The organism is Mojavia sp., from assembly GCF_059505145.1.
The window spans coordinates 69,887-83,730 of sequence record NZ_JCACKA010000070.1; the positions used below are offsets into that span (position 1 = coordinate 69,887).

General features: G+C 40.1%; 7 protein-coding genes and 1 pseudogene. 5 read left to right on the forward strand and 3 right to left on the reverse strand.

Annotation, left to right across the window (positions count from 1 at the left end):
- Positions 1–413: pseudogene (locus tag AC5JL8_RS17365) on the forward strand (hypothetical protein); the annotation flags it as partial.
- Positions 414–513: 100 nt separating this feature from the next.
- Here the strand turns inward: AC5JL8_RS17365 and AC5JL8_RS17370 are convergent.
- Entirely contained in the window at positions 514–1,557 is a 1,044-nt protein-coding gene (locus tag AC5JL8_RS17370) for a serine/threonine protein kinase (protein ID WP_495880939.1), read from the reverse strand.
- A gap of 137 nt (positions 1,558–1,694) precedes the next feature.
- On the reverse strand, positions 1,695–2,585 hold the full coding sequence (locus AC5JL8_RS17375; protein WP_495880940.1) for an alpha/beta fold hydrolase: 891 nt from the start codon (positions 2,583–2,585) through the stop codon (positions 1,695–1,697).
- Positions 2,586–2,881: 296 nt separating this feature from the next.
- On the opposite strand from AC5JL8_RS17375, the gene AC5JL8_RS17380 reads away from it, so the two are divergent.
- Entirely contained in the window at positions 2,882–4,594 is a 1,713-nt protein-coding gene (locus AC5JL8_RS17380; protein WP_495880941.1) for an S-layer homology domain-containing protein, read from the forward strand.
- 180 nt (positions 4,595–4,774) lie between these two features.
- Here the strand turns inward: AC5JL8_RS17380 and AC5JL8_RS17385 are convergent, their stop codons facing one another.
- Entirely contained in the window at positions 4,775–5,800 is a 1,026-nt protein-coding gene (locus tag AC5JL8_RS17385; protein ID WP_495880942.1) for a mechanosensitive ion channel family protein, read from the reverse strand.
- A 309-nt stretch (positions 5,801–6,109) separates the two neighbouring features.
- Between AC5JL8_RS17385 and AC5JL8_RS17390 the strand changes: the two genes are divergently transcribed.
- From AC5JL8_RS17390 to AC5JL8_RS17400, 3 genes are all read left to right on the forward strand, one after another.
- On the forward strand, positions 6,110–7,027 hold the full coding sequence (locus tag AC5JL8_RS17390) for a histone deacetylase family protein (RefSeq protein WP_495880943.1): 918 nt from the start codon (positions 6,110–6,112) through the stop codon (positions 7,025–7,027).
- A 79-nt stretch (positions 7,028–7,106) separates the two neighbouring features.
- Positions 7,107–11,594, forward strand: coding sequence for a translation initiation factor IF-2 N-terminal domain-containing protein (locus AC5JL8_RS17395; protein WP_495880944.1), 4,488 nt, complete (start codon positions 7,107–7,109; stop codon positions 11,592–11,594).
- Entirely contained in the window at positions 11,572–13,443 is a 1,872-nt protein-coding gene (locus AC5JL8_RS17400) for a phospholipase D-like domain-containing protein (RefSeq protein ID WP_495880945.1), read from the forward strand. Before AC5JL8_RS17395 ends, AC5JL8_RS17400 begins: the two co-directional genes overlap by 23 nt.
- Positions 13,444–13,844 lie beyond the last annotated feature (401 nt).

The following is a 13,844-nucleotide window of genomic DNA, read 5'->3' on the forward strand; positions in this document are numbered from 1 at the left end:
CGAGTTCAGAACAAGAACCACCGAGTTCAGAACAAGAACCACCGAGTTCAGAACACGAAACTCCGAGTTCAGAACACGAAACTCCGAGTTCAGAACAAGAACCACCGAGTTCAGAACACCAAACGCCGAGTTCAGAACAACAAACTCCGAGTTCGGAACACGAAACTCCGAGTTCAGAACAAGAACCACCGAGTTCAGAACAAGAACCACCGAGTTCAGAACACGAAACTCCGAGTTCAGAACACGAAACTCCGAGTTCAGAACACGAAACTTCGAGTTCGGAACAAGAAACTCCGAGTTCGGAACAAGAAACTCCGAGTTCAGAACACCAAACGCCAAGTTCAGAACACGAAACTTTTAGTTTGAAACAAGAAACTCCGAGTTCGGAACAGGAAACTACCACCCTACAGTAGATTAAACCAATGTTCTGCTACGCTCCACAGCAAGGGGGCAGAGGGACATTCCCCTTGTCTCCCTGCCCCCTGCCCCCTTGCCTCTTGTTTAATGTCTGGCTTATCTTGGGGAATTTGAAATTAAGTGAGCGCCTAGGCCTTCTCTAGCCTCTAGCAGCTTGTTAATACCCCCCGATTGGGCAATCATCAAATTAGCCCCTGTTGCAGCCAGTGTGCCAATAGTCGCTAGCCCTAACATAGCGGCTCTTTTTCTATGTTTTATAGTAGCGGCTAAAGTTTCGATCCCAGTAGCAGTACCAATAACCTGAATCGGTTTCAGCGCTTGCAAAGCAACATCTGCATTAGCGTAGCGATGTTTGCATTTGTGCGCCACCATTTTCATCAACCACGATCTAAAACCATAACTAATTTGAGGAACTAAGTTCTGGAAATTGAAGCGATATTTATCATCAACTAACTTACCAATATCTACAGAACGGGTATGAGTGAGTAAGCAAATTAGCGTTACTCCTAAACTATACAAGTCTGACGCTTCAGTGAGAGGATAACCAAATTGCTCCTCTGGTGGCATAAAACCTGGGCTTCCGGCTGCAAAAAAGCTGAGAGCCATTTTTGTACCTAGTATCCGAGCCAAATCAAAATCTACCAAATAAGCATTCAGTTGCTCATCAACTAAAAGATTTGCTGGTTTTATATCTCGATGGATGATTGGAGCAACTTGCTTTTGTAGATAAACCAAAATTTCCAACACCGAGATAGCAATTTGTTTTATTTGTTCAGGAGTAAAGCTTCGTCGTAATCCTAAGGATGGAGCGTTTTTATATTCCTGCACTATGTAACAGCCCGCTTGTGTTTCAAAAGAATCTATATAGCGGGGAATACGGGAATGATTGAGTTGTTGCAGGATTTCAACTTCGCCTTTGTAAGCTTTGAAAGCTGACCAGTCAGGACTCACGCTAGAAAAACGGAACTCTTTAATTACCACTGGTTGATTGGACTTTAGAGCATGAGCCAGATAAGTAGTGCGTCCCGCTTCCTGGTTACGTCCTAGTTCTCGGATAACTTGATAGCTTAACTCGGAAAAATCTGGATGGGTACTTAAAGGAATCTCCCTTTTATATCCATTTCGCACATCAAGTCCCATAGAGCATCACCAAATGATTATGATTTTGTCAAGGTGGATTGGGAATAACTTAAGAGACACTCATTCAAATTATGAGCATCTAATCCTCCCGTACAAAGGCGCATAGACGATGTAAAAACGCCTATGCGCGGAAATTATCACCTTTGCGCTAGCCAATCCACAATTTGGGCATTGACAACATCTGGAACTTCATCGTGGGGGCAATGACCGGCGTTAGGAATCGCAACAATTTTGATAGGTTTACCATTCTCACGCGCCTCTTCGTAAATCTTCGCCCCGGTAATTGGTGTCCAGGGATCATCAGCACCCCAAATTATCAATAGGGGACGTTCTACTTTCGGCAAAAGTTCCCCTGGAGTAGGGCCAGGAGGTGCTGTCAGAATAGACGCAAAAACTCGCTGCGCCCCCGGTTCGCAAGCAGGAGTATAAAGTAAATCTACTAATTCATCAGTAACGGCTTCACGGTTGCGGTAAACCTGGTAGAGAGTGCGGCGAATTTGGGCTTTTTGACGGATGCGGTTAAAGACGAAATTGCCTGTAAGAGGCGATCGCACAAATCTGTTAAAAGCTGACATCATAATTCTGATTGGTGGATTCAATTCGTGGGGACGATGGCTTAACCCACCAGCCGAGTTAATTAAAACACCACCGGCAGCAATTTCGGGATGCTCTGCCAGTACCATTAAGCTGATCAGTGCGCCGATAGAATTGCCAATAAATACAGCAGGTTTTTGGATGTGTGCTGTCCAAAAATCTTTTAACAGTTCAACCCACACTTCGATGGTGTAATCGATTGGCGCTTTCTCAGAACCACCAAAACCCAACAAATCCACAGCAAAAACTTGGTAGCCAGCATTAGCTAAAACTGGAATATTTTTACGCCAGTGTCCAATGGAAGCACCAAAGCCATGAACTAGTACCAGAGGTTGTCCTTTACCCATGACGGTGTACTGAATTTTATAGCCCTGCCAAGTCCAAAAGAATTTTTCTAAGGTGACTGAAGGTAACTGCTGGGTCGTTAAATTCATTATTAACATTCCTAAACTATTGTTTTTATAGTAATGTCTTCTACCACCGACAAGGGGACTGGGGATTGGGGACTGGGGACACGGAAGGGGAGAAATTATTATTCAGAACTCAGAACTCAGCACTCTCTGAGGTAAGAGGCTTTGTTCAAGTTACATAAGTGAAACCACTGTGGTTAAAGTATTTTATTTACTATAGAAGATAAATTTTATATGTTAGTTTCATCCATACTACGGGTTTAATAAGTCAAGGGAAATTCACATTCCTTTGACCTTATCGCCGAATGGTATGAACTGAAATGAAATACATAAATCAGAGTTACTTGGCTTGCTTAAGCAAAGGTGTTGTTGCTGCTGCGTTTGTGGCAATTTTTTCGCCAACAGCTTACGCTTACACGGCTTCAGGGTCTTCTACCAATGTTGCACCAACGTCTAATAGTCAACAACTTTTAGCCAATGAGTCTACTCGTAACGAAGTAGAAACAATCAGTAGGACTACTATAAAACGGCAAACTGTGACCACAGAACGCCGCAACCAGTTAAGCACTAGTAGTAGGTCTGTAAAGAGTAAAACAACAAGTTTTAATCTTGCAATTTGGCAACAAGCTGGCAACTTTTCGGAAGTAATTACCCGCATTTCTGTTAAAAGTAAACGTGGCAAGGGTTATTTGAAAGAAAGGTTTTTGGGTGATTACAAATACAAGATTAAGCAAAAGGCCAAATTTGCTAAGGGTTTAAAAGAGGGCGATCGCGTTGTCGTGCGATTGTATGATACTCAAAACCGCTTTATTGGCTACAGCGAATTTGAATGTTTGGCAGCAAACACCACAGTTAACCTGATTTTGTCTGCTAACCCAACAGAATATCAAGTCGTTCGCACCGTTTATGGAGTCGATGCCAACTCTGATGGCATGATTGACGCAGGTACTACCAGCTACGACTACTTCACCCAAGTTAGTAACCAACGTGTTAGCTTCCTTAGCAGTTCTCGGACAATCAACTTTAGCCAGTTCCAAGTGCAAGGTTTATCGGTAGTTTCTTCAAACAGCGTTTATCCCTCTTCCTTTACTCAAGGCGAGTTTGCTGTAGTGCGTCAATCAATTAGTGCTTTCAGTTCCAGCTTGGCGTCAGCTTTAAAGGCTACACCTGGTCAGTTGGTCGAACTAATTGAGGTTAGCGATGACGGTAGTTCTGTCTACAATGTCAGCCAGATGATGATGAATTATCGAGAGATAGGTGTAGACAACAGTGTCCAGATTAACTTTGCCGATGTATCGACAAACCACTGGGCTAAAGATTTTATCGCCGAGTTAGCAGCTTTAGAAGTTATCCAAGGTTTTCCCGACGGTAGTTTCCGTCCAGATGAACAGCTGACTCGTGCCCAATTTGCAGCGATGCTTAGTCAGGCTTTTGACAAAGTAAAAGTTCGCAACGCAATTAGCTTTAAAGATGTTTCTACCAAACACTGGGCTTATGATGCTATCCGCAAAGCTTATTCAACAGGGTTTTTAGCGGTTTCTGGTACTCAATTTAACCCGGCTCAAAGTCTTTCTCGCTTGGAAGTTTTGCTAACGTTGGCGCGAGGACTCAACTACACATTTAGCGGTTCCACACAGACGATTTTAGCAGCCTACAGCGATGCTACTACAATTCGGAGTGATGTCCGCAGTGCGATCGCAGCACTCACAGCACGAGGTATTGTAGTCAATTATCCCAATGTCCAATCTCTTAATGCTGATAAAGTGGCAACCAGAGCAGAAGTGACTGCTTTAATATATAAATCATTAGTCAGCACCGGTGAAGTAGCAGATATATCCTCACAATATGCTGTAGAAAAAACACAGCAGCGTTCTGAAGTTCTAGATCAGGCTGAAATGCAGGTAGAAGGTGGAAAACTACGCCGTCATTGCAACCAAGGCATAGGTAATGGTGCGGAAGGTTGCGACCCAGGTAATTCTCAACCTCACGGTGGTAGCAACGATGAAGGCGGACGTACTCCAGGTAGAAAGTAATCCAACTTTTACTCGTACTGAATTTTAATTAAACATACTAAAGGCACGGTGCTACTCAATTCTGTAAGAAACCCGTGTCTATATTTTTGATAGCAATTCGTAATTAAGAAAGTTAAATTGAATTGAGGTTTCTAGGTTTGCATCTGTAGCTGCATTTGGGAGAATTGGGATAATCTAAATTTAGCCTTCGGTTTTTGCGACATTCCCTTGCATATACAACTCTCTGGATGGGAAAGGAATTTTAATGCCTTCTTGCTGATAGCGTTTGTGCAATTTTTTAATAAATAAATGTTTTCCAATGCGCTGATCAAAAAATTCGTTAACGCGCATATAAAGAGTAAAATCTATACTAAAATCACCAAATTTATGAAATCTTATATAAGGTTCGTTTGCCATTAATTCAGGGGCGATTTCTTGCATAACTTCTTTAGCAACTTGAACAGTTACTTTTTCAACTTGTTCTAAATCACTATCATAATCAACACCAACATTAATCGTTAATGTAATTTCCTTGACTGGTAAATGGTAATTGGTAAAGATTGTAGAAGCCAATTTCAAGTTTGGCACAATTATGACGTTGTTAGAAAGCTCCCTAATAGTTGTGTTACGCCAAGATATATCTATTACATAACCCTCATGGCTACCTTCTAATTTGAGATAATCTCCTGTTCTGACTTGTTTAGAAATAATTAAATAAAAACCAGAAAATAAATTTTCTAGCGTGTCTTTCAGCGCCAAACCCACTGCTAGTCCGCTAATTCCTAAAGTTGTGACTATCGGTGTAACTGCAATTCCTAATGTTTGTAATAAGATTAATGTTCCTAAAACTAAAACAGCAGCTTTAGCAAGATTAGCTATTAGTGATGCTGAAACACCTTCGGTTCTATGAGTAAATAGACTCACAAAACCAGCAGCCAATCTAGCTAGAACTAATGTTACTGAGTACAGGACAATTATAGTAATAATTTTTTGCAGAACATTAGCATGATCTGGCTTGATAGGAGCGCTCAGAATTGCCATAAAAAAACCTGCGACTGCAAACCAAATAAAGGTCATGCGATGCAAGGCTTGGAATATGATTTGACTTCCGGGTATTTGTCTTTTGGTAACAAATAGTTTAAGCTTCTTGAACAAAATTTTCTCAGCAATTATTCCCGCTATTAAGCCAGCTAGAATAAATGCAATTGGCAGAACCCATTCCATCATAATCAATGCATAATTTAAGTTTTACATTTAAAATTTCAGCAGCTTTAACGCCGTGCTTGCTAAATTTTACCTTGTTGTTCGCCGTTGGAGAACTGTTTGAGATTTTCTGGGTTTTAGGTAAGTTGTACTTTTCGCTGTTGCGTTAGATTTTCTAAAATGAGATATAGTTTTCACCAAGGTGATTGGATAAGTATTGAGAATTTTTCATAGAAATTTATCTCCACGACTTTACGTCCTTTCAATTGTGACAACCGATTTTTATCTGTTGTGGGTGGATTTGGCATCACCCTGTAGTTAAAAATAAATAACATGGATCTGCCAATTATTTACCACCCAGATTACATTGCCCCATTACCTCCAGGACATCGCTTCCCGATGTCTAAGTTCCGCCAACTATATGAGTTACTGTTGGCTGATGGCGTGGCGCAAACAGAACAATGTTATACCCCAAAACCTCCACCACCAGAAGCAATAGAGTTAGTTCATACCTCAGAATACGTTCAAGCTTACTGTCAGGGAACCTTAGATATTAAAGCCCAACGGCGCATTGGGTTGCCTTGGAGTCCGGCACTAGCGAATCGTACCTGTGTAGCGGTAGGTGGTACAATACTCACTGCCCAACTAGCAATAACTCAGGGTTTAGCTTGCAATACAGCTGGTGGCACTCACCACGCCTTTCCCAGTTATGGATCTGGTTTTTGTATTTTCAATGATTTAGCGATCGCATCCCGCGTTTTACAAAAACTCGGACTTGTGCAAAAAATCTTAATTGTGGATTTAGATGTACACCAAGGCGACGGCACAGCTTTTATTTTTCAAGAAGACGAGAGCGTTTTCACATTTTCGATGCATTGTGAAGTTAATTTTCCTGGCACAAAGCAGAAAAGCGATTTGGATGTTGCCCTACCAGTAGGAATGGAAGATGATGCCTATTTGCAAACTTTAGCAAAGTACTTACCCGATTTATTATCTGATGTGCAGCCAGATTTAGTTTTCTACGATGCAGGAGTCGATCCTCATGTAGGCGATCGCCTGGGAAAATTAGCCTTAACCGACACTGGCATTTTCCGTCGAGAAATGCAGGTTTTGAGTACTTGTGTAGGTGCAGGTTACCCCGTCGCCTGCGTCATTGGTGGCGGTTACGCCGATGATTTGAACTCCCTCGTCTGGCGACACTCACTACTACATCGCGCTGCCACTCAAGTCTATCGGCAATATAAACTATAAATCTTTCTCTTTGCGCCTTTGCGCCTTGGCGTGAGATTTTTATAATTAGGACTTACGCGCAAGTAACGGAAGTTACTGGATGAACAAAACCAAAATCAGAATCTACGAACTATCAACCGAGTTAAAACTAGACAGCAAAAAGCTACTAGCAATTTGCGCTCAACTCAACATTGTAGCCAAAAGCCCCAGCAGTACAATCTCAGAATTTGAGGCAGAACGCGTTCGCAAAGAAGCCAAACCACCAGCGAGCAAAGTTGCTACCTCAAGAATGAAAAAAGCCTCCGAAGATTGGGGCTATATGTTTGTAAATTCCACAATTGATAGTTTTATCCGTCATCTTGAAGACGCATCCACCGTTGCAGCATATCCTGAATTCGGGGAACGCCGAGAATATGCCCACGAGTTAATGTATGAATGTTTCGGTCAAAAGCCTTGTCTATTTTATGTCCGCCGCAAGGGTGCTGGCAGAGCTGTAAAAGAAGAAATTTGGGATTTAGTCGTAGCTACAGACTCAGATGATAGTAAATTACCCCTAAGACTTCAGAAGTTAGGAAAAACTTTAGGATTTAAAGCAGCAGTACAACCAAATAGTGATCACGGTTTAAAAATTCTGTCTGTCTATTTACTCCAACCTTCACGGGGACAAGCCGATGCTTATGCTGTGCCCTTTCGCTTGCGGCTTTTGCCTAACCATGAGCATCATATCGGTCTTCCCTCAGCAGTATTTGCACGTATGGCAGCCGCGCCAGTTTGTGGCGACTATGTGCCTACAGAAGAACAACTCAAAGCCTGGAAAGCGTTTTTGCAGATTGAGGAAAAAATCGCTCAGGCTCGTCAATTTTGTGTACCTTACCTGAGTCATAACTACAACTTAAAAAGGCGGATCAGTTTTGAAATTGATGTCACCTCGGCTACCCTTGACGGTTCTAACGAAAATCCCTTGGATGTAGGAAACTTCTGGGAACGGGTAAGAAAAGCAAAAAACGACGACTTGAAACTGTTCGAGACTGCACCCACGGGGAAAAACTGGCAGCAAGGCCGCTTATTAGGATCTATTGAAGAAGTTGACCCTAAGCACTGCATCATCAGCGTCAGGCTGGAACGTGACTTAGCTGACTACATAGCAAGCGGGCGTTATCAGCTACCCACCACAGGATTCTTATGTTTTGAAGCACTGGGTGACATTAAACAAATTCAGCGTAAGAAAAAAGCCTTAGAAGATTTGAACAATGGTCGTACCCAAAATCCTTACTTGGGCAATTTCTTATTCGACGCTTCCCAAGCCAGACCTATTCAAAAAACTGTCCAACTGCAAGCACAAGATTTATTATTGTCCTCTGCTAACCCTGGTCAAAAAGCAGCAGTAGAAACGGTACTTTCCGCCGAGGATCTTGTTTTGATTCAAGGGCCACCTGGTACAGGCAAAACTACCGTAATTGCTGAGATTTGTTATCAAATTGCCTTACGAGGTGGACGTACCTTAATTGCCTCTCAAGCCAATTTAGCAGTTGATAACGCTCTCAGCCGATTAGTTCACAACCCAGTCATCCGGGCGATACGCAAAGGACGCGCTGAAAAAGTTGGGGAGGAAGGACAGCCTTTTTTAGAAGACCAAGTAATTGGCACTTGGTTAGAAAATACTGCTACTGACTGTGAAAACAATCTCAGCCAACGCCGTCAAAATGTAGAGATTTTTCGTCAATTGTTGGCATCATCACAAAGATTTACTGCTTACTTCCAAGCTGAAGAAGAATTTCAACAGAGTCAACAGGAAGTAAATCAACGTCAGCCACAATTAGAGCTAGATTTAAAAAAGCAAGAATCACTTTATCAAGAAGCGTTAGCCAAAAAAAGTGAAGTAGAAACTTTATTTTCTGGCTTAGAAAATCTCCTCAATGCTCCGAACATTGTAAATTGGGAAGCCCCAGAAATTACAAATTTTTTGCCCCATCTTAGACCTTATACAGAAGGTAAAGATTTAGTCAAAAGCTTTTTAATAAATGTGAGTAAAGCCATCAGCTTGACTAATATACTTGGCTTTGTTCAACCTCAATGTGGCGCTTTTGGATTAGCCGTTTGGTTACGTGAAACTGTAGCGACTGGAATTCCTGAATTTAGAACTGCATTAATTTATGCTCAGAGTGCAAATGTAGCGATGTTAGAAGTTGCAGCAGCAGTTGAGGTTTTTAAACAGCATTCCAGCGAGTTGCATCAGTTAGAAAAAGAGCATCAGCAATTCTTTAGCAAACAGCAAAGTCTACAACAAACAATCCAAACTTGGGAGAACCGCAAACAAGAAATCGATGTAGTGATAAATGACGTTAAGGAATGGAAGTCTATAGCAAATTCCCGACTGTCTGAAATTTTGCAAAATTCGAGACAAAATCCTCAACCATTAACAGCAGATTTATTTCATTTACCACCAGGATTAGTAATCCTGGCTAGTTCTTTAAAAATATCACTGATTCCAGAAAATTATACAGTCAATCTGCCTGATTGGGATTTATTAGCGAAAGCGATATCTTATGAAATAGAAGGTAATTTTACTGATAAAAAAGGTAGACAGCATAGTTTTAGCTATTTTTTACAACAAAATTTTAGCCAAATTCCGTTGGTATTAGAAACAAGCGATCGCACTCAATGGCAAGAAATTTATCAGCAATTTAATAACTATCAATATCTCACAGTAAATCAGCGAAAAGCTCTAGTTGAAACAACTCAGATTTTTCTAAGCAGAATTCAACAAACTTATGGTGATTCTTGGAAACCCAACCATAGCGAATCTACTCTTACCAGAATTACCCAAGAATTCATAGAGAGCCTTTTAGCAAATGCGCGACAATGTGTGTTTAAAGTTAAAACGGAAACAGAACAGCAGCTTCAAAATTTGCAACGACAATTAAATGAACTACACAACAATGAAATTGCTCAACAGCAAATACTAAATGTTCAAAACTCTATAGAAACAGCCAGACAAGATGCTAATGTAAAACTTGCAAGAGCGATCAATATTCTGCAAGAACTCAACCAACAATCAAACGTTCCTAATCAATTACATACTTTAGCTGAACAATATCTCACAACCCAAGCAAATATTTGGGAAAAACCTCAAGAATTTTCCAAGCACGTTCATTATTGGATAAATCACCTCAGTCAGCTTGAAAATCTGATTCCATTAATAGAGCCTTTTGCTGTATTAGAAGATATTAAAATTACTCTATTTGAACATTTATCAAGGTTACAAGAAGAAACTACAATTTTTCAACAAAAACTTGAGAACCTAAAAATAGAAATAGCTGAAATAATCCAAAAAGCACAACCACAGCCATCAGAAACTTTGTTATTAGAAAGAAAATGGTGGGAGACAGAATGGCAATTAATACCTGATAAACTTAAACCAAAAACTACACCTAATGAATTGTATAATTTAGAATTTTTACGCAGCATCAAAACTCAGTTTGAATCTTGGCAAAATCAACTAGATAAAGACGAAACTCATCTCAACAGATATCAAGGATTTATCCAAGATTGGATTGAAAAAGTACGTAACCCATCTGAGCGCGATCGCAATGATTTAAGACAAATTTATTTAGATAATTGTAACGTCGTTGGTATCACCTGTGTACAAGCAGCAGGGAGAGATTTTTCTGAAGAATTTCAATACTTTGATGTTGTCATTATTGATGAAGTTAGTAAATGTACTCCACCAGAGTTACTTATCCCAGCCTTGAAGGGTAAAAAGTTAGTCATGGTAGGTGATCATAGACAACTACCACCAATGCTTGATACTAATACTTTAGAAGAAGTTGTGCAAGAAATTGGCAGTACACGAGACGAATTGCAATTTTTAGAAGAATCACTATTTAAAAGCCAATTTGAAGATGCCGATCAAAGCATCAAACAAATGCTAACTACCCAATATAGAATGCACCCTTTTATTATGGGCGCAATCAATCAATTTTATGAGGGTAAACTAGAATGTGGAATTTTGGAGCCGGATATTAAACGCGCCCATGATTTAGCAGGTGAAATAATTCAACCAAACCATCATCTACTTTGGGTGAAAATTCCCAAATCAAATGAATTTCAAGAACAGCGTGAAGGAACCTCCTTATTTAATCTTCAAGAAATTGATGTAATTGAACGTTTGTGTCAGCAATTTGAAAATACTTGGTCTGCTAGAGTCGCCTGTGGCGAACCGAAAAAAGAAATAGCTGTAATTACATTCTATGGCGCTCAACTGCGAAAAATTGATGAACGCTTACAATCAGAACTGTTCCCTTCATTGCAAATTCGTACTGGTACAGTTGACCGATTTCAAGGTATGGAACGCCCAGTTGTAATTGTGAGTATGGTTCGTAACAATAGTAAAGGTGATGTCGGATTTGCTAAAAAGTCAGAACGGGTGAATGTGGCTTTTTCTCGCGCTCAAGAATTACTAGTAATTGTGGGTTGTCACGATTTATTTACCCAACAACCAGGTAAAATCGGCAATATGTACTCAGAAGTTGCCAATACAGTAAGTCATCATGGAGGTTTCGTTGATGTTTCTCGCATCCTCGGCTAAACCTATCGATGACAGTCTCAGGAATTTGGTAGAAGAAATTGAAACGCAAAATCCTAATTTATCAGTTTTAGCAGCGCGTCAATTGCGTTATTGTTTGCAACAAACAACTGTAGAAATTACTATAACTGAACCTCGTCCCTTTAACGTACTCGAAGAGTTTATCATTCGTGCTGGAATTGAATTCGCTCCGCCACCAACTATTAATGAATTAGCATCCATACTTGGGCTTGATTCTGTATTTGTGCAAAGTACAATTACAACTCTGCAAAAGTTACAAACTCTGGCACAAAAACCGCCAATTACAGTTACCGAGCAAGGGCGCTTATTTTATGAAAAGGGTTCTGTACCACAACCCCCATATTCCGTACAAATTTATGCTATTACAGATTCTTTAGGCGAAACACTAACTTTTCAGGCTGAACCATTAAATGAAGTAGTTATCAACCTGCCTGACTTGGCAAGTTTTTTGAATATTGATTATAAAATTAATAATATCTCTTCCTTAAGTTTGGAGCAAATCCAAAAAAGTCTTCAGGCTTCAGGTGTAGCACTTCATGTACCAGAAGCAGGAAAGATTGCTACTGCTTTTAGAGTAGTAGCTCCGACTCAAACTATTTGGAGAAAAATATCCTTATTTTTAATTTATGATGCAATAGTAGATAAATTGAGCATCCAACTTCGGCGAGGAAAACAAATTTTAGATTCAAGGTCGAAATGGCTAGAAATCCTTTTATCTGAAGGAAAGATTTCTTTGCAATCCTTATGCAAATTATCCAACGAAACCATCAATGTTGAGCAGGAAGCCGTCTTTAATTATAAGAATGACGAAATAGAAGCGAGAGTTGAAAAGATTCGTCAGCAAGCTTTCAAAAATTCTATAAAACAGAAAAAAACTTTGGTGTCTGGTACAGTTATACAGTTAGGCGATCGCCAACTTAATCAAACGTTCTTAGAAAGCATAAATGCAGCGAAGAGCCAGATTATCATCTATTCTCCTTGGGTAAATCAGGTACTTGTAAATGACGAACTCCTGACTCTGCTAGAGCAATTGACCAAGCGCGGAGTTTGGATTTTGATTGGGTATGGAATACAAGAAGAACAACCAATATCACCAGAAATAGTAGAAAAGGTGCGAACAATCACAACACCTGAAGGTTTACCATCTGTACAGGTTTTTGGGTTAGGAAATTCCCATGTCAAAGAAGTAATAGTTGATCGGGAAATTTATCTTTGTGGCACTTATCAATGGCTATCCTCTGGCGGCTACCAACTACCATTAGGTGAGTTAGTTTATCAAGTAACAATTCCCCAGCAAGTTCAAGAAGCTTATAAATTTCTCTCCACTCGCTTCCAAAACCACGCTCAACAATTATGGAACCAAGCTGTAGAAAAACGAGATGCTCAACTAGCTGTAGAGCCTTTGTGTGTATGGGGTGCGCTGGGTATGGAAGAGATAGCAATTACAGAAATAGAGAAAAATAACTGGTTAGAATTGCTTCCATTGTGGTTGAATGTGGCGCTTCAGAAATTAAGGTCGAATAACTTACTCAAAGATTCAAGAACTTTTCAACTGGCGCTTTCATTGCTGAGTCAGGTTACAGGAGAAGAAGTTTTTGTTGATTTATTGCGAGAGGGATGGCGACAAGTTATTGATGCGATCGCCACAAAAAACCGTGATACTGCTTTAAATTTACTCAATAATGAAGTATGGGCGCACTTTCTCCGTCTCAACATTGCTTACCAGAATGATTCACCCGATGAATTTATCTCGCAACAGATTTTATCTCAGCAATTAAAGCCAAAAAAAGGACAACCAGAAAAGAAGACTAGGAAAAAAGTTAAGGAATAAGTTTGAAGTACTAGTTTATGAGAATATGAATAATAGGGGGATTATCTGCCTCTAAATAAAATTAGTGGTCATATCATGTAGGCGATCGCCTCAAAAAATTAGCTTGAACTGAATACTGCCATTTTCCACCGGGAAATGCAGGTTTTAAGTACTTGTATGAAGTGTTTATTCCGTCTTTTAAGTCATTAAGACGGTCATATCAATGCTCTCAAGTTCTTTCCCAAGCACCACTCCCATTATCTAAGACCGATAGTGGTGTTTATCGCCTTTAGGGTTTATTTAACAATAGCTGATCACGAATCACTAATACTAAGGGCATAAATTGTTTATACCTTTAGTATTTCTAAGTTGATTAAAAAACGGCTGAAATACCTGTGATTGCTGGTTTGTGGTTTAACAAT

Excerpts from the sequence above, each read along its gene's own strand:
- AC5JL8_RS17375 (WP_495880940.1), bottom strand. The coding sequence starts at position 2,585 with ATGAATTTAACGACCCAGCAGTTACCTTCAGTCACCTTAGAAAAATTC.
- AC5JL8_RS17390 (WP_495880943.1), top strand. The coding sequence starts at position 6,110 with ATGGATCTGCCAATTATTTACCACCCAGATTACATTGCCCCATTACCT.
- AC5JL8_RS17380 (WP_495880941.1), top strand. The coding sequence starts at position 2,882 with ATGAAATACATAAATCAGAGTTACTTGGCTTGCTTAAGCAAAGGTGTT.
- AC5JL8_RS17370 (WP_495880939.1), bottom strand. The coding sequence starts at position 1,557 with ATGGGACTTGATGTGCGAAATGGATATAAAAGGGAGATTCCTTTAAGT.
- AC5JL8_RS17395 (WP_495880944.1), top strand. The coding sequence starts at position 7,107 with ATGAACAAAACCAAAATCAGAATCTACGAACTATCAACCGAGTTAAAA.
- AC5JL8_RS17400 (WP_495880945.1), top strand. The coding sequence starts at position 11,572 with ATGTTTCTCGCATCCTCGGCTAAACCTATCGATGACAGTCTCAGGAAT.
- AC5JL8_RS17385 (WP_495880942.1), bottom strand. The coding sequence starts at position 5,800 with ATGATGGAATGGGTTCTGCCAATTGCATTTATTCTAGCTGGCTTAATA.